Genomic DNA, 15,050 nt, shown 5'->3' with positions numbered 1-15,050 from the left:
GCATACCTCTTTTTCTGCTTTCCATTGGAATCATGACCACCAACCTGAAAATGCTCATCGCAAAGCTCAATCCGATCTGCACAAAAGCTGCCGAGCAAGCAGTTAACGACTGTGTCTCGCGCGGACACTATGAAGTGGACTTGGAGCATCTTTTCCTCGCGCTGCTCAGCGATGCGCAAAGCGATGTGACGCTTCTGTTGAAGCATTACGGCATCAACGCGCAAGCGCTGGAAAATGACCTGCTCGACGAGCTGGCAGCCTTAAGGGGAGGGAACAGCCGCACGCCAGTATTCTCCGCGCACCTGCTCCGACTGTTCGAGCACGCTTGGCTGCTGGCGTCGCTCGATGGCGAAGCGATGCGTATCCGCAGCGCACACTTGTTGCTGGCACTGCTGGCCCAGCCCGATCTGTCGCAACTGGCATATCGTGCGTCGCAGCAGTTCATGCGATTCAGCGCCGCCGACATCAAGCACAAGCTGTCCGAATTGACGGCTGGCTTTCCCGAAACGCCATGCATTGCTAACGGTGCGGTGGACACGACAGGTTCAGACGCTTCTGAAGACAGTGCGGCGCGAACCGGGAAAACACCGGCGCTCGACCAGTTCACCGCCAATCTCACCCAGCGTGCGAAAGATGGAAAGATCGATCCGGTGATCGGACGAGACGCTGAAATCAGGCAGGTCATCGATATCCTGATGCGGCGGCGCCAGAACAACCCGATTCTTACTGGCGAGGCTGGCGTTGGCAAGACGGCGGTGGCGGAAGGCCTGGCGCAGCGCATCGCCGAAGGCGATGTGCCCCCGGCATTAACGGGAGTCGCATTGCATGTGCTCGACCTCGGCCTGCTGCAGGCCGGGGCGAGCGTCAAGGGCGAGTTCGAAAATCGCCTGCGCAACGTCATCGAAGAGGTGACGCGCAGCCCGCACCCGATCATTCTCTTCATCGACGAGGCGCATACCATGATCGGCGCCGGCGGCCAGGCAGGCCAAAACGACGCTGCCAACCTGCTCAAGCCGGCACTGGCGCGGGGCGAACTGCGCACCATTGCGGCAACGACCTGGAGCGAATACAAGAAATATTTCGAAAAGGACGCGGCTCTGGCGCGTCGCTTCCAGGTCGTCAAGGTGGGTGAGCCGAGCGAGGCAGTCGCGTGCGCAATGTTGCGCGGCCTGGCCGCCAGGATGGAAAGCCATTTTGGCGTGCGTGTGATGGACGATGCGATTGTGGACGCGGTGCGCCTGTCGGCCCGTTATATCAGCGGACGCCAGTTGCCGGACAAAGCCATCAGCGTGCTCGACACGGCATGCGCACGCGTGGCGACGGGGCAGTCGGCAATTCCGGCGGCAATCGAGGATGCACGGCGCTTGGATGACCTCCTGTCTGTCGAAATTTCGTCGCTCGAGCGCGAGTTGTCGGCCGGTGCGCCGCATTTGGAACGCCTGGCCGAATTGCGGGACAGGCGTGACACAAATCGCAGCATCCTGAAAGCGCATGAAGAACGCTGGGAAAAGGAAAGGCAGCTGGCTAAGCAAATCCAGGCACTGCGCGCGAGACTGGAAAGCGCCCAGGGCGAGGTTGGAGAGTGCATGGCTTCAAGATCGGGAAGAAAGGGCGGGGCGACGGCGGCCAAGCCGGAAATGAAGGCGTTGGCATCGCTGCGTGAGGAATTGCGCGCCCTTCAGGGAGAGACGCCGCTGGTGCCGGTGTGTGTCGAGGCGCAGACGGTGGGAGAAATCGTGGCGGCATGGACGGGAATTCCGCTGGGAAGAATGGTCAAGGACGAGATCAAGACCGTGCTGAACCTCAAGCCTTTGCTGGAGCAGCGCGTGGTCGGCCAGTCGCATGCGCTGGAACAGATTGCGCAGCGCGTGCGCACCGCACGCGCCCATATCGAAGACCCGAACCGGCCGAAAGGCGTGTTCCTGTTCGTCGGGCCGTCCGGCGTCGGCAAGACTGAAACCGCGCTGGCACTCGCGGACATCCTGTATGGCGGCGAACGCAATCTCGTCACCGTCAATATGTCCGAATACCAGGAGGCGCATTCCGTCGCCGGATTGAAGGGATCGCCGCCGGGCTATGTCGGCTACGGGGAGGGCGGAGTATTGACGGAGGCCGTGCGAAGGAAACCGTACAGCGTTGTGCTGCTGGACGAAGTGGAAAAGGCGCATCCGGATGTACTCGAGCTGTTTTTCCAGGTGTTCGACAAGGGCGTGATGGACGACGCGGAAGGACGCGAGATCGACTTTCGCAATACCGTCATCATCCTGACTTCGAATGTGGCATCGCAATCGATTATGCAGGCTTGCCTGAACAAGGCGGCGGATGAATTGCCCGACATGGAAAACCTGGGCGAGATGATCAGGCCGCAATTGTACAAGGCATTCAAGCCGGCCTTCCTCGGCCGGATGAAGGTGATCCCGTATTTTCCGCTGCCGGACGAAATCCTGGCCGATATCATCCGTCTCAAGCTCGACCGCATCAGGCATCGCATCGAAACCAACCACAAGGCGGCCTTCTCCTATAGCGAGGAGGTCGTGGACGCGGTGCTGGCGCGCTGCACCGAAGTCGATGCCGGCGCGCGCAATGTCGACCATATCCTGAACGGGACCATGTTGCCGCAGATCGCGGAAACCGTGCTGGGGCGGATGGCGGAGGGAAAGACCATCAAGAATGTCAGGGTTGCAGTCGGCAAGCGCAGCGAGTTCAGCTACAAGATCAACTGATTGGGGTGTCATGGATTCTCGATTTATCGAAGTGCTGGCGCCGCTTTCGGCACAGTCACCGTGCGGTGAAGACCTGTCGTTTTCTCCGGAATTCGACCGTATTCAGGAAGCGCGGCGCGAAGACGATCCGACCGTCGATTACGGCGAATGGCAGACGACGCTCAAGCAGGCGGACTGGAAGGCCGTGGTGGACACGTGTGCCGACCTGCTGGCGCGGCGCAGCAAGGACTTGCGGCTGGCGGCCTGGCTGGCGGAAGGCATGGTGAAGACCGGCGGCTTGCGCGGCCTGGCCGAAGGCATGGAAACAAACGCCCGCCTGCTCGAGCGTTTCGGCCGGCAGATACACCCACAGCCGGAAGACGGCGACCAGGAACGGCGGATTGGCACATTGTCCTGGTTCGCGGCGCGCATGGCGCAGCTGGCGCGGCAAATACCGGTTACGGCGGCGCAGGGCTACAGTCTGAACGACTACGAGGCAGCCAGGCTGTTCCAGCAGCAGCGACAGCGCAATCCAGACATGGCCCTGGATGGTGACGACAAGGTGACGCTTGAGCAGTTCGCAGCCGCGGTCGCCAAAACCGACAAGGCGCTGTATGCCCAATGGCTGGTGGAGGCGCAGCGCTGCACATTCGCGCTGGCAGAACTCGACAAGGCGTGCAATGCGCTGTTCGGCGCCGATGGGCCATCCTTTGCGCTTCTCGGGAACACGATCGAAGCGGTTTGCGAGCGGCTGCAAACGATTGCGAGAGAGGTCGGAGCGCTGCCCAATGTCCCATCCGTGGCGGCCGGTGGCAGCGATGACGATGCCTCCGCCCCGTTGCCCACGTCCTTGAACCCGATGACGGCGAGTGGCGCGATCACGAACCGGACGCAGGCGCTGGAGCTGCTGCGGCAGGTAGCGGCATATTTCCGACATGCTGAGCCGCATAGTCCTGTTGCCTATCTTGCAGACAAGGCTGCACACTGGGGATCGTTGCCCCTGCACGCCTGGCTGCGTGCCGTGGTCAAGGATCGCGGATCGCTTGGCCATATCGAAGAGTTGCTGGGGCTCGATGCGGAAGAGGAAGCCCGGAACAATTGATTCCACTGCCCGCGCGTCTCCGGCCATGGACCGGGCAAGGCCGGTAACCCCTTTGTGCGGGCATCTGTCAAATCTGCGCAGTCAACGGCGCTATGTATTTTTTTCAGCCCGAGCACGAGTCGAAATTGCAGTTTCTATAGTTGCTTTACACGTTTGCGGCGCCATTCAGGGCGTTTTTTCAACGGCATCCGCTCCAAAACGCCGGGTGGTGATCCGTTAGCACGATTTCTGCTTGCCCTCGACTTTCCTTTTGCTGCACTAACAACAATTAGTGCGAATGTGAATTCCAGGAAAGGGCGCCGATGATTGAAGATCTCCGTGCAGAAATGATCATCCAGTTTCATGATAGAAAAATCGCCGATTCCAATTGGCTGGCCGATGGCAGGATGGAATGCGACTCCAGCGTATGGCATTGGATCGAGGAAAACCATCGCTACAACAACCTGCTGTGGAACGAAGAGGACAAGGCGCGGCGCACTGATGTCGATGCAGCGGAAATCGCCCAGAGCAAGCGGCTGATCGACCGCTACAACCAGAAGCGCAATGACGCGGTCGAAGTGATCGACGAGGCGGTGCTGGCGCAGCTGGACGCACATGCGCGTCGCGCGGATGCGCGCTTGAACAGCGAAACCGTCGGCGCCATGATCGATCGCCTGTCTATCTTGAGCCTCAAGGTTTACCACATGCGCCAGCAAACCCTGCGCCGCGACGTGCAGCGTGAACATGTTCAAGCCTGCGAGGCCAAGTTGAGGCGGCTGATGGAGCAGCGGCAGGATCTTGGTGCTTGCCTCGATCGGCTGCTGGCCGAGGCGGGAGAGGGGCGGGCGTATTTCAAGGTCTACCGTCAGTTCAAGATGTACAACGATCCCGCTCTCAATCCTTACCTGTATGCCAGGCAGGACACGGTGAACGAGCGGAGGGCCTGATGGGTTCCTCTGCCTGCATGGTGGATGTGTTGATTCCGACTTGCGACCGGCCATGCGCGCTGGCCGTGACCTTGGCCGGCTTGCACGCGCAGAGTTTCCGGGATTTTCGTGTGGTCTTGTCCGATCAGTCGGAGCTACAGAGTGCGTTCGAACAGTCCGAGGTGCAGGCGTTGCTGCGCATTCTGAATGCCGGAGGGAGGCCGGTGGCGACCTTCCGCCACTTGCCACGCCGTGGACTGGCGGAACAGCGCGCCTTCCTGCTGTCGCAGGCGACCGCGCCGTATTGCCTGTTCCTGGATGACGACGTGATGCTGGAGCCGGACACGCTTGAGCGCCTGTACCAGGTGATCCGTGCGCAGCGCTGCGGCTTTGTCGGCAGCGCCTTGCATGGTCTGAGCTTCATCGATGACGTTCGTCCGCATCAGCAGGACATCGAGTTCTGGGAGGGGCGGGTGGTGCCGGAAGCCGTGTCGCCGGACGGGCCGGCATGGGAGCGGCACCATCTGCACAGCGCGGCCAACCTGTTCCATGTCGAACGCAGGCTCGGACTGCAGAAGAACGAGGCACGGCTATACCGGGTGGCATGGATCGGCGGCTGCGTGCTGTTCGACACCGAAAAGCTGCGCGCCGTCGGCGGTTTCGACTTCTGGCCGGCGCTGCCATGCGAGCACTGCGGCGAGGATGTGCTGGCGCAGCTGCGCGTGATGGAGCGCTTCGGCGGCTGCGGCATGATTCCGTCCGGCGCTTACCATCTCGAATTGCCCACCACCGTGCCGCAGCGCGAGGTCGACGCGCCTCGGGTCCTGCCGATCTCCGAATGCGACCGGGTCGCGCGCGATGCCTGATTCGGGCGAGGTGCTGTCCGGCGTCAGGACCATCGCGGTCTTGCGGCCGAACGCCGTGGGCGATTTCATCTTTGCCCTGCCGGCACTGCATGCCTTGCGTGCAGCTTATCCCGCCGCCAGGATCATCTACATCGGCAAGGCGTGGCATGCCGAGTTTCTCAGGGATCGTCCCGGCCCAATCGATGACGTGGCCGTGATTCCCCCGTGTCCCGGCGTCGGCGCGCCTTTGCAGCAGGAGTACGACGAAGGTGCGGTCGATGCCTTCGTCGCGTCGATGCGGTCGGCGGAAATCGACCTGGCGGTGCAGATCTATGGCGGTGGGCGTTATGCCAATCCGTTTATCCGACGGCTGGGAGCGCGTCTGAGCGTCGGACTGAAGGCACCCGATGCCGAGCCGCTGGACCGCTGGATTGCTTATGCCTCCTTGCAGAACAAGCGATTGCTGCTGCTGGAAGCCGCCGCACTGGCAGGGGCAAGGAGCCTGGAGCTAGGACGCGAACTGGAAGTGACCGCGCGCGACCGGACGGAGGCGGCTCAGGTGATGGGACCGGCGACGGCGCAACCGCTGGTACTGATCCAGCCGGGTTCGAGCGATGCGCGGCGACGCTGGCCGGCGTCAAGCTTTGCGCGCGTGGCCGACGTGCTGGCCGCTGCAGGAGCGGTCATCGCTGTGCACGGCACGGCGGCGGAGGCGGCGGTGGTGCGCGAAGTAATCGGGCACATGCGCCACCCGGCCTTCGATCTGAGCGGGAAAGTCTCGCTGTCGGGGCTGTGCGGGCTGCTGGCGCGCAGCGCGCTGCTGGTGTCCAACGACACCGGACCGCTGCATCTGGCGCTGGCGGTTGGCACGCCAGCGGTGGGGATTTACTGGCTCACCAATCTCTACGAATCGGGCCCGCTACTGCAGGACAGGCACCGTGCGGCGCTCGCGACCCGTACGCTTTGCCCGGTATGTGGCGCGGAAAATCTGACGCAGCGCTGCCCGCACGACGAAAGCTTCGTCGCGGACGTGCCGGTCGCCGAAGTCACTGAACTGGCCCTGGAATTGCTGCGGCGTCAAGGCGTTGACCGGTAGCGTCGAGCAGACTGCGCGCCTGCGACAGGATAGCTTCTGCGCCGTCCGCGCCGCGCACGCAGCGATGCCGCACGCGGTCAAGCGGCCCCCAGCGTTCCATGTCGGCGGTGCCGAACACGACGACGCTTGGCAGTTTCAGTCCCGAGGCGATATGCGATACCCCGGTGTCGTTGCAGATCAGAAGGCTGGTCTTGCTCATCAGTGCCGCCATGGCGCCGATTGACATCGACAGGGCGGCGTCGACGGCGGGTGTGCGCATGCAGGCGGCGATTGCCGCCGTCAGATCGGCTTCGCTGCCGGCGCCGGTCAGCACGATCGGCATGTCGTATTCGCGCGCGAGCGTGTCCGCCACCTGCGCAAACAGTTGCGGCGGCCAGCAACGGCGGCGCATGCGCGCGCCGGGATGGATGCAGATGTAGCGGCCGGCTTGCAAGCCCGCGCCGATGCCGGTGGCGCGCAATTCCTGTTCATCTTCCGGGGCAAGCGGAAACTCCAGGTCGGCGTCATCCGCCGGCGCGCCCAGGTGCTGTGGCAGGCGCAGCAGGCGCAGCGGTTCGGCGCCGCTTTCCGGATAGTCGACGAAGAGTTCGCTGCGCGGTGCGTCGTCTTCTGCCAGCACGAACCCGGCATTTTCGCGGGCGCCAAAACCGCGCACGATGGTGTTGCTGATCTGGCCGCTGCCATGCATTTGCAACGCCAGGTCGAAGCGGCGCTCGCGCATGTCGCGGTAAAAGCCCGGGATGCGTTCTTCCTGTGCCGGCTGTTCAGGCAGGGCCGGATGGCCCGGAAAGGCGGCGAAGTCATCGATGTAGGCGCGAAAGCGCCGCGCGAACTGGGTTGCCCACGGCAAGCCGACCAGAGTGACATGCGCATGCGGGAATGCGGCGCGCAGCGCGCGCAAGGCCGGTACGGCACACAGCATGTCGCCAATCTGCAGCGCGCGGAATACCGCGATTTTTTCGATGCTCTCCAGACGCAGAGGGGGCGAAAGCGGCACTGCGCGATTGAGCGACATGCGGTTCTGTCCGGAGTAAGTCATCGATACAGTCTCCTGTCTTGTTCTTGATCGGGAAGGCGCCGGGTTGGCGCTGTCGAAGTTTTGACGAGTGCCAACGAGAGTGGTTCAACCGGACAATCTTGCGCGCACACGAAGGGCGGAACTATCGAAAACGGCATCTGACAAACCCTATTTGACGATGTAGAAAGGAAAGGGCACATCATGCAGATCGACCAGGTCAAGGATCGTTTTTCCCAGGTAGAGCAATGCATTAACAATGCCGCGCAGACATGCGAACAGAGCGGCGATGCGCCTGACCAGCTGCGCAACTTTCTTGCCGAACTCGAGCATGAATCCCATCACACCAGGGAGCTGGTGGACCAGACCCAGGACGATGGCGAAATCCGGCAGTGCGTCGACAAGATGGCGAAAATCGGCGACCGTGCGCTGCAGGTATTTGGCGGCGGCAATTATGTCGACGACCAGTTGCAGGTCGCGGTGCGCCAGGCGCGCAAGGCAATCTCGGCGCTCAAGCAGACACTGCATTAATGTCGACAACAGCAGGAGTTTTTTATGAATAGCCAGGACAAATCTTCACAACAGGGCAGCCAGGTAAGCCGGCAGGCTGGTGGGCCGCAGGTGGCGCCGCAAGGCACCCCCGGCCCCGGCAACGCGGATGCTGCCGGTGGCAAGCTGCAGGCCGGCAGCGCGCACCAGCCGCAGCGCATCAGCCAGCAGGAGGCGCAGAAGATCCCGGCTGACCCCGATCCCGACGATCCGGTATCGCCGTAACAGCGAGAATCGCGCCGGTCACGGGGCGATGGCGCATGGTTACGCCGCCGAGCTGGCCGGTTCGGTTGGCGGCGGTGTTTCCGGAAATCCCGGGTCCGGCGTGATGTCCGGCTCCGACGGCCAGGAAGGCAGGCCCGGTTCCTCCGGCACTTGCGGGATTTCCGGTTCCGGACGCTGCCCCGGCGCGATGTCGGGGGAAGGGTGTGGCGTCACCGGAATTTCCGGTGGCGGGCGGGACGGCGTATGGCTAGTCGGTTCAATGGTCATGGCAGTCATCGGCAGGCTGGCGGAACTACGATTTATCGGTTCGAATCCTTGTCATTCTTCAGGTCCGTGAGAGTGGACAAAAGTTCCAGCGGCAGCGGAAAAACAATGGTCGACGACTTGTCGCCGGCGATCGCGGATAGCGTCTGCATATAGCGCAGTTGCATGGCGCCGGGTTGCTGCGCCAGCACATGCGCTGCCTGCTGCAGCTTTTCCGACGCCTGCAGTTCGCCTTCGGCATGGATCACCTTGGCGCGCCGTTCGCGCTCCGCCTCGGCCTGGCGCGCGATGGCGCGCACCATCGATTCGTTCAGGTCGACATGCTTGATTTCGACATTGGCGACCTTGATGCCCCAGGCGTCGGTTGCGGCATCGAGCACTTGCTGGATATCGAGGTTGAGACGCTCGCGTTCGGCCAGCATGTCGTCCAGTTCGTGCTTGCCGAGCACGGCGCGCAAGGTGGTTTGCGCCAGCTGGCTGGTCGCCTCGAAGAAGTTCTCGACCTGAATGATCGCCTTTTCCGGATCGACCACGCGGAAGTACACGACGGCGTTGACCTTCACCGAGACGTTGTCACGCGAAATCACGTCCTGGGTCGGCACGTCCAGCACCACGGTGCGCAGGTCGACGCGCACCATTTGCTGGATGGCCGGGATGACGAGCACCAGACCCGGCCCCTTCACGCTCCAGAAGCGCCCGAGCTGGAACAGCACGCCGCGCTCGTATTCGCGCAGGATGCGGATCGATGCAACCAGAAACACGATGACCAACACCAGGATCGTGCTGAAGCCGTAGCCGAATATCATGGCAGTCTCCCTTGAAAATCGTCCTGCGGCGTGACGCGCAATAGCAGCCCGTCGCGCGCCAGTACACGCACCTTTTGCCCTCGCCGCAAGGGTTCCGTGCAAGCGACGCGCCAGAGTTCGCCCTCGATGCGTACCCAGCCGCCGCCGGACGCGACGTCGACGACTTCGGCTTGTGCGCCGATCAGTAATCCGGCACCGCTGGCCACCGCGCGCCGCCGCGTTTTCAAGGCTACGCCGGCCAGCGCCGCGATCAGCGCCGCGCTCAGGAGGGCGATGAACGCGATCAGCGCGGTCGGGATGCCGAATCCCGGCAGGTCCGTGTCGATCAGGATCACGGCGCCAAAGATGAAGGCGGCCACGCCGCCGATGCCGAGCACGCCGAAGCTCGGCAGGAAGGCTTCCGCCACCATGAAGCCGATGCCGAGCAGGATGAGCCCCAGGCCGGCATAGTTGACCGGCAATAACTGCAGCCCGTAGAGCGCTACCAGCAGGCAGATTGCGCCCAGCACGCCGGGTACGCCGATGCCGGGGTTCATGAACTCGAAAATCAAGCCATAGATACCGATCGTCATCAGGATCAGGGCAAGGCTCGGATCGGTGATCGCCGCCAGCAGACTGACACGCCAGTCGGGGCGATAGTCGAAGACCGGCGCCTGCGCCGTGTCGAGCGTGACGGTGCGCCCGGGCAGGGCGAGCTTGCGCCCATGCGCCTGTTGCAGCAGATCGCGCAGGTCGGCTGCCACATAGTCGACCACATGCAGGCGCAGCGCATCCTGCGCCGACAGGCTGACTGCTTCGCGGACCGCCTGTTCCGCCCAATCCATGTTGCGCCCGCGCAGCTGGGCCAGTCCGCGGATATAGGCAGCGGCATCGTTGACCTGCTTGCGTGTCATCGCCTGCGTCGACGGCTTGTCCGGTTTGTTGTCCCTCGAGGATGAGGTTGGCGCGCCTGGTCGGTCGTCCGGCTCCTTCGGCTCCGACGTGTCGCCGATCCGGACCGGCGTGGCGGCACCGAGGTTGGTACCGGGCGCCATGGCGGCGATATGGCTGGCATACAAGATGTAGGTGCCGGCACTGGCGGCGCGCGCGCCGCTCGGCGCGACATAGGTGACCACCGGTACGGGCGAACCCAGGATAGCCTTGATGATGGTGCGCATCGACGTGTCCAAGCCGCCGGGCGTGTCGATCCTAAGGATCACGAGCTGGGCGCCTTCCCGTTCTGCATGGACCAGTCCGCGGCTGATGTAGTCGGCGGTGGCCGGCCCGATTGCGCCTTCCGACGTCAGCGCTGCCACCGGCGCCACGGCGGCCATTCCTGCGCCAGGTGCCAGGAGCAGCAGCCACGGCAGCAGCGCCGCGAGCACGCCGTGAAGGAGGAAGAAGCGAATCATCTATTTGCGCCTTTCCAATGCGTGAAAATATTGTCATCGCCCCGAGGCGGGCATAGTTGCGGCATATCAGACATGGGCCCGGCGGCATGGAAAATGCAGGATGGCCAACTGTTGCAATGGATTGAACAGGAGGAATGCCATGCCAGCCGGAGCTACCCCGAAACGGGAAGGAGAATTCAAGGAACTGGAACAGCGTTTCAAAAAGGAAGGCCGCTATCGCGGACGGGAAGAAGAGGTCGCCGCCCGTATTGTCAACAAGCAGCGTTCGCAGTATGGCGAGACCAGGGCAGAGCGGGAGAAGGACAAGCAGGGGAAATCGCCCGACCGCGGCTTGCCGCTGGAGGATTACCAGACGCTGACGATTAGCCAGATCGAAGCGCGCCTGGACGGGTTGTCGAACGCCGAGATCAGGAAGATCCGCACCTACGAAGCCAGGCACAAGAACCGGAAGACCCTGCTGCACAAGCTGGATCGGCGCCTGGTGCACTAAGCGCAGGGCCGGATTCCCCCGAACAGGTGAATCCGGCGCGGCGTGAAGACGTCAGTGCAGCTTGTGCCCGCTGCCGGAATGCTGCGTCGATTGTTCTGAAATGCCATGCAGCGCCTGAGCTGCCGACTGCGACTGGTCGGTCGTGGCGATGTCACCAAGCGAGACAATGCCGGTCAGTCGCTTGTTCTTGTCGAGAACTGGCAGGCGCCGGATCTGCAGGTCGCTCATGTTACGCGCAACATCGTCCACGTCGTCTTCCTCGAGGCAATACTTGACGTCCGAGCTCATGACATCCCTGATCCGGGTGTCGCCGGGTTTGCCTTGCGCCAGCGCACGCACGACGATGTCGCGATCGGTGATCATGCCTACCAGCCGGTCGTTCTCGCCGACCGGCAGTACGCCGCAATCGCAATCGGCCATCATTTTTGCCGCCTCGATAATGCTCTCGTCGGGGTTGGCAATGCGTACGTCGCGTGTCATTGCTTCAGCTACTCGCATGATGAATCTCCTTTCGTTGGATAGAGGTTGTTCGGACTGACGAACGGGCAGGAGCTGCAATCGGCATGCCAAACGGGCCGGCAGCACTGCCGGGGCTGCGCCGGCGGCGGGAAGCGCGGTAAGAGTTACCAGCCGATTGTAAAGAGCGCCGCTGCGGCGCTTCAATTTGCGCTGGACGCGGCGCCGCTTGACTGATCTCAATGCCGGCACGGTGAGCGCGCCTAAGCTGAATCGCCTGTCATGTGAAACGATTCGGTGCGCATCATGTACAAGCACATTCTCTTGCCGACCGACGGCTCCGAACTATCCGAAAAGGCCATTGCCAGCGGCGTGCTGCTGGCAAAAAACATCGGGGCTACCGTGGTCGGCGTCTATGTAGTCACCGAGCCGCGCCAAGACCAGCTGGAAGCATGGCTGCACCACGATCCGCATTACGCCGAGCGCAGGGCGGCGCTGTTTGAAAAGTTTGCGGACGAATACCTGTCTTTCGTGTCCAATAGTGCACTGGCCGAGGAAGTGCCATGCACCTGCAAGCTGGTACGGGCGTCCGAGCCGTACCAGGGCATCGTCGACACCGCCGAGCGCAGCGGCTGCGACCTGATCATCATGGCTTCGCATGGCTGGAAGGGTGATGCGTCGCAATTGCTGGGAAGCGAAACGATCAGGGTGCTGGTGCACAGCAAGGTTCCGGTGCTGGTGCATAAGCCTGGAGCGGACAGCGGAACGTAACGCAGCGTAATTCACCGTAACGCACGAAGGGGCCATGCAAGTTCAGGAGAGTTGCCATGCCTATCATGGAATGCTGCAACATAGGCGTCGTGTGCTGTGATGCCGATGCCTCCATCCCGCAAGTGGCGGAATTGATGCGCAGGCATCATGTGGGAGATGTCGTGGTTGTCGAGTACCAGGATGACAAGCGGATTCCCGTCGGGATCGTCACCGACCGCGATATTGTGATGGAGACGGTCGCACTGCAGGTGGATACGGAAGTGTTCACTGCCGGGGATCTGATGAGCGCTCCCGTGGTGTCGGTTCAGAAAGACGACGGCTTTATCGAAACCCTGCGCCTGATGCGCAACAACAAGATTCGCCGTCTGCCGGTGGTGAGCGCCGACGGCGCACTGTACGGCATCGTTACCGCTGATGACATTGTCAGGTTGCTGGCGATGGAACTGTCGATGATGACGTCGGCCATCGTAGAGCAGCCAATACGCGAGGGCCGCCTCAGAAAGTGAGGCGCTTCGGCCAGTCGCGGGAAGAAAACGGCGGATCGGGCAGGCAGCAATGAATCAGGCGGAAAATGCCGGGCAGGCGCGCGCCATCCGGGTGATGTTTGGCGGCGATGTCATGCTGGGGCGCCATGTCAAGGAGTGCGTCCTGCGCTACGGCCCCGATTACCCACTGGGTTCGGTTGCGCCGCTGCTGCGCAGGTCGGACCTCGCCGTTGTCAATCTCGAATGCGCAATCACGTCATCGCTGGATCGATGGCCGGGCGAGCCCAAGGCCTATTATTTTGGCGCACCGCCGCTGGCCACCGATGCGCTGTCCGATGCCGGCGTCGGACTGGTCAGCCTGGCCAACAACCATGTCCTTGATTATGGCGTGCAAGGGTTGCGCGACACGCTGCGCTATCTGCGGGAGCGCGGCATTGCGGCGGCCGGTGCCGGGGCGGATCTGGCGCAGGCGCGCATGGCTGCAATTGTCGACTGCGCCGGAATTCGTCTCGGCATGGCCGCGTTCTGTGACCATCAGCGCGATTTCGCGGCGGGCGACGATCGTCCCGGCATTGCCTGGCTCGATCTCGACGATGAAGCCGCCGCGCTGCACGTGCTGAACGATGCGCTGACGGCGCTGCTGCGTGCGGCAGTCGACTGGCCCATCCTGTCGCTGCACTGGGGGCCGAACATGGTGTGGCGGCCGTCGGAGCGACGCCGCCGCATCGCGCATGCCGCCATCGAGATGGGGTGGAAAATCCTTTTCGGCCACAGCGCCCATGTATTTCACGGGATCGAGCTCTATCGCGGATGTCCGATCCTGTATGCGGCCGGCGATCTGGTGGACGACTACGCTATTGATCCCGTATTCAGAAACGACCATCAATTGCTGTTTGAACTGGAACTGATGCACGGAGCATTGCGCTGTATTTCGCTTTATCCGGTGTTCATTGCGCGCTGCCAGACACGCCTTGCCACCGCTGAACGCGAACAATACATCGCCGATAAGATCACCGAACTGTGCGCCGAGTTCGGCACGCAAGTGCAGCGGCAGGACGGCAAGATGCGGATCTAAGGAGAAATGGACGGCGGCGTTTCTTGAATGGCATTCAGGATGCCGGACAACTTACCGTCTTCACTCAACCCGGTACAGTCGATCCGGCTTTCTTCTCGCTTTTTTCGCTGGCGGGCGTCTTTTCTATCATCAGGAAGAAATGCGCCTTGATGCCGAATACGCGCTTGTGGCCGACATCGTGTTTCGGCTTGCCGGGCAGCAGGCTGGCAAGCTTGTAAAGCGTACCGGAATCGAGCAGGTTAAGCTCCGCTTCGGAAACCAAGGCGTTCTTGCCGAGCAATTTCAGCGACCGGCGCCACCAGCGGTCGGGCAGCAAGTGAAGCAACGGCAGGCCGGTGTTGAACTCCAACGGATGCTTGCGGTTCGCGGCGGTGACGAACACACCGCGACGCGCCACGCGCGCCAGTTCCTTCAGCAGCGCATACTGGCGCTCGAAACTGCCGACCCGTTCGATCACTTCGTTGCAGAAAACCCAGTCGAATTCGCCATCCGCAAAAGGCAATCGCAGTCCGTCGGATGGGCGCTGGCGCTGGCTTGCACCGGGGCGGATCGGATAATTCGGCGGCGTGATGTCATGGGATGTCATGCGCAACCTGTCCTGCGGCGTGCTCCACTCCTCGAGGTAATTCGTGCTGTGGGACTGCTGCGCCGGCATCAAGCCAACGTTCAGGATGGTGTCGTCGCTGCCGCCCTGGCGGAAAACCGTGAATGCGTCAACCAGCTTGCGGCGCTGCGACGACAGCAACCGGTCGATCAATCCGTCGCCGGGAATGGCGCCGTAATCGGCATTGACGGTGTTTTTCATTGACTCTCCTGGACGATGAGGCTGAGGGGCCGGGGCTGCCGCAGCAAGAAAGCGCGGATCGGGCAATG

General features: G+C 62.5%; 17 protein-coding genes. 11 read left to right on the top strand and 6 right to left on the bottom strand.

All coding sequences use genetic code 11. The features are described 5' to 3' along the window. The first annotated feature begins 32 nt into the window (after nt 1–32). The 5 genes from tssH (at nt 33) to TSA66_RS19560 (ending at nt 6,650) form a co-directional block, all read left to right on the top strand. The gene (tssH, locus tag TSA66_RS19580) at nt 33–2,723 is read left to right on the top strand and encodes a type VI secretion system ATPase TssH (RefSeq protein WP_040041197.1); all 2,691 of its coding nucleotides are present in this window, start codon (nt 33–35) and stop codon (nt 2,721–2,723) included. A gap of 10 nt (nt 2,724–2,733) precedes the next feature. Beyond that, nucleotides 2,734–3,804 carry a type VI secretion system protein TssA gene (tssA, locus tag TSA66_RS19575; protein WP_040041196.1) on the top strand — a complete coding sequence of 357 codons (1,071 nt, stop codon included), beginning with the start codon at nt 2,734–2,736 and terminating at the stop codon, nt 3,802–3,804. A gap of 302 nt (nt 3,805–4,106) precedes the next feature. Then, nucleotides 4,107–4,730 (top strand): DUF4254 domain-containing protein, encoded by a 624-nt coding sequence (locus TSA66_RS27855; RefSeq protein WP_052452458.1) that lies wholly within the window; start codon nt 4,107–4,109, stop codon nt 4,728–4,730. Further along, the gene (locus TSA66_RS27850; protein WP_232429497.1) at nt 4,730–5,575 is read left to right on the top strand and encodes a glycosyltransferase family 2 protein; all 846 of its coding nucleotides are present in this window, start codon (nt 4,730–4,732) and stop codon (nt 5,573–5,575) included. Before TSA66_RS27855 ends, TSA66_RS27850 begins: the two co-directional genes overlap by 1 nt. Continuing rightward, nucleotides 5,568–6,650, top strand: a complete 1,083-nt coding sequence (locus TSA66_RS19560) for a glycosyltransferase family 9 protein (protein WP_040041195.1) — start codon at nt 5,568–5,570, stop codon at nt 6,648–6,650. The genes TSA66_RS27850 and TSA66_RS19560 overlap by 8 nt, the downstream gene beginning before the upstream one ends. Here the strand turns inward: TSA66_RS19560 and TSA66_RS19555 are convergent. Next, nucleotides 6,601–7,689, bottom strand: coding sequence for a glycosyltransferase family 9 protein (locus TSA66_RS19555; RefSeq protein WP_232429496.1), 1,089 nt, complete (start codon nt 7,687–7,689; stop codon nt 6,601–6,603). The two genes, TSA66_RS19560 and TSA66_RS19555, sit on opposite strands and share 50 nt — an antisense overlap. A 180-nt stretch (nt 7,690–7,869) precedes the next feature. Between TSA66_RS19555 and TSA66_RS19550 the strand changes: the two genes are divergently transcribed. Together TSA66_RS19550 and TSA66_RS19545 are read left to right on the top strand one after the other, a co-directional pair. Beyond that, nucleotides 7,870–8,196 carry a hypothetical protein gene (locus TSA66_RS19550; RefSeq protein ID WP_040041194.1) on the top strand — a complete coding sequence of 109 codons (327 nt, stop codon included), beginning with the start codon at nt 7,870–7,872 and terminating at the stop codon, nt 8,194–8,196. A 24-nt stretch (nt 8,197–8,220) separates the two neighbouring features. Further along, on the top strand, nt 8,221–8,439 hold the full coding sequence (locus tag TSA66_RS19545; RefSeq protein WP_040041193.1) for a hypothetical protein: 219 nt from the start codon (nt 8,221–8,223) through the stop codon (nt 8,437–8,439). Between the two features lie 39 nt (nt 8,440–8,478). On the opposite strand, the gene TSA66_RS19540 is transcribed toward TSA66_RS19545, so the two are convergent. From TSA66_RS19540 to TSA66_RS19530, 3 genes are read right to left on the bottom strand one after another with little or no spacing between them, the layout of a single operon-like run. Then, nucleotides 8,479–8,706: a hypothetical protein gene (locus TSA66_RS19540; RefSeq protein ID WP_157691732.1), complete on the bottom strand. Its 228-nt coding sequence runs from the start codon at nt 8,704–8,706 to the stop codon at nt 8,479–8,481. A 32-nt stretch (nt 8,707–8,738) separates the two neighbouring features. Then, nucleotides 8,739–9,509: a slipin family protein gene (locus TSA66_RS19535; protein WP_040041191.1), complete on the bottom strand. Its 771-nt coding sequence runs from the start codon at nt 9,507–9,509 to the stop codon at nt 8,739–8,741. Beyond that, nucleotides 9,506–10,822 carry an NfeD family protein gene (locus tag TSA66_RS19530; RefSeq protein ID WP_232429580.1) on the bottom strand — a complete coding sequence of 439 codons (1,317 nt, stop codon included), beginning with the start codon at nt 10,820–10,822 and terminating at the stop codon, nt 9,506–9,508. The genes TSA66_RS19535 and TSA66_RS19530 overlap by 4 nt, the downstream gene beginning before the upstream one ends. 217 nt (nt 10,823–11,039) lie before the next feature. On the opposite strand from TSA66_RS19530, the gene TSA66_RS19525 reads away from it, so the two are divergent. Then, nucleotides 11,040–11,390 (top strand): hypothetical protein, encoded by a 351-nt coding sequence (locus TSA66_RS19525; protein WP_040041190.1) that lies wholly within the window; start codon nt 11,040–11,042, stop codon nt 11,388–11,390. 51 nt (nt 11,391–11,441) lie between these two features. Here TSA66_RS19525 and TSA66_RS19520 read toward each other — a convergent pair whose 3' ends face one another. Beyond that, nucleotides 11,442–11,888: a CBS domain-containing protein gene (locus TSA66_RS19520; RefSeq protein WP_040041189.1), complete on the bottom strand. Its 447-nt coding sequence runs from the start codon at nt 11,886–11,888 to the stop codon at nt 11,442–11,444. A 264-nt stretch (nt 11,889–12,152) separates the two neighbouring features. Between TSA66_RS19520 and TSA66_RS19515 the strand changes: the two genes are divergently transcribed. The 3 genes from TSA66_RS19515 to TSA66_RS19505 are packed head-to-tail and all read left to right on the top strand — an operon-like array spanning nt 12,153 to nt 14,177. Continuing rightward, nucleotides 12,153–12,617 (top strand): universal stress protein, encoded by a 465-nt coding sequence (locus TSA66_RS19515; protein ID WP_040042788.1) that lies wholly within the window; start codon nt 12,153–12,155, stop codon nt 12,615–12,617. Between the two features lie 56 nt (nt 12,618–12,673). Next, on the top strand, nt 12,674–13,123 hold the full coding sequence (locus tag TSA66_RS19510) for a CBS domain-containing protein (protein WP_040041188.1): 450 nt from the start codon (nt 12,674–12,676) through the stop codon (nt 13,121–13,123). A 49-nt stretch (nt 13,124–13,172) separates the two neighbouring features. Next, entirely contained in the window at nt 13,173–14,177 is a 1,005-nt protein-coding gene (locus TSA66_RS19505; protein WP_084199751.1) for a CapA family protein, read from the top strand. A gap of 64 nt (nt 14,178–14,241) precedes the next feature. On the opposite strand, the gene TSA66_RS25780 is transcribed toward TSA66_RS19505, so the two are convergent. Further along, entirely contained in the window at nt 14,242–14,982 is a 741-nt protein-coding gene (locus tag TSA66_RS25780) for a methyltransferase domain-containing protein (protein WP_052452455.1), read from the bottom strand. Nucleotides 14,983–15,050: the final 68 nt, after the last annotated feature.

The sequence above is a fragment of the Noviherbaspirillum autotrophicum genome (genome assembly GCF_000818395.1).
GTDB classification, from domain to species: Bacteria; Pseudomonadota; Gammaproteobacteria; order Burkholderiales; family Burkholderiaceae_D; genus Noviherbaspirillum; species Noviherbaspirillum autotrophicum.
Note: the sequence above shows the minus strand (reverse complement) of the source record. Positions and strands in the feature narration are given on the sequence as shown.

Coding starts and splice junctions, on each gene's coding strand:
- tssH (WP_040041197.1), top strand. CDS start 33: ATGACCACCAACCTGAAAATGCTCATCGCAAAGCTCAATCCGATCTGC.
- tssA (WP_040041196.1), top strand. CDS start 2,734: ATGGATTCTCGATTTATCGAAGTGCTGGCGCCGCTTTCGGCACAGTCA.
- TSA66_RS27855 (WP_052452458.1), top strand. CDS start 4,107: ATGATTGAAGATCTCCGTGCAGAAATGATCATCCAGTTTCATGATAGA.
- TSA66_RS27850 (WP_232429497.1), top strand. CDS start 4,730: ATGGGTTCCTCTGCCTGCATGGTGGATGTGTTGATTCCGACTTGCGAC.
- TSA66_RS19560 (WP_040041195.1), top strand. CDS start 5,568: ATGCCTGATTCGGGCGAGGTGCTGTCCGGCGTCAGGACCATCGCGGTC.
- TSA66_RS19555 (WP_232429496.1), bottom strand. CDS start 7,689: ATGACTTACTCCGGACAGAACCGCATGTCGCTCAATCGCGCAGTGCCG.
- TSA66_RS19550 (WP_040041194.1), top strand. CDS start 7,870: ATGCAGATCGACCAGGTCAAGGATCGTTTTTCCCAGGTAGAGCAATGC.
- TSA66_RS19545 (WP_040041193.1), top strand. CDS start 8,221: ATGAATAGCCAGGACAAATCTTCACAACAGGGCAGCCAGGTAAGCCGG.
- TSA66_RS19540 (WP_157691732.1), bottom strand. CDS start 8,706: ATGACCATTGAACCGACTAGCCATACGCCGTCCCGCCCGCCACCGGAA.
- TSA66_RS19535 (WP_040041191.1), bottom strand. CDS start 9,509: ATGATATTCGGCTACGGCTTCAGCACGATCCTGGTGTTGGTCATCGTG.
- TSA66_RS19530 (WP_232429580.1), bottom strand. CDS start 10,822: ATGGCCGCCGTGGCGCCGGTGGCAGCGCTGACGTCGGAAGGCGCAATC.
- TSA66_RS19525 (WP_040041190.1), top strand. CDS start 11,040: ATGCCAGCCGGAGCTACCCCGAAACGGGAAGGAGAATTCAAGGAACTG.
- TSA66_RS19520 (WP_040041189.1), bottom strand. CDS start 11,888: ATGCGAGTAGCTGAAGCAATGACACGCGACGTACGCATTGCCAACCCC.
- TSA66_RS19515 (WP_040042788.1), top strand. CDS start 12,153: ATGTACAAGCACATTCTCTTGCCGACCGACGGCTCCGAACTATCCGAA.
- TSA66_RS19510 (WP_040041188.1), top strand. CDS start 12,674: ATGCCTATCATGGAATGCTGCAACATAGGCGTCGTGTGCTGTGATGCC.
- TSA66_RS19505 (WP_084199751.1), top strand. CDS start 13,173: ATGAATCAGGCGGAAAATGCCGGGCAGGCGCGCGCCATCCGGGTGATG.
- TSA66_RS25780 (WP_052452455.1), bottom strand. CDS start 14,982: ATGAAAAACACCGTCAATGCCGATTACGGCGCCATTCCCGGCGACGGA.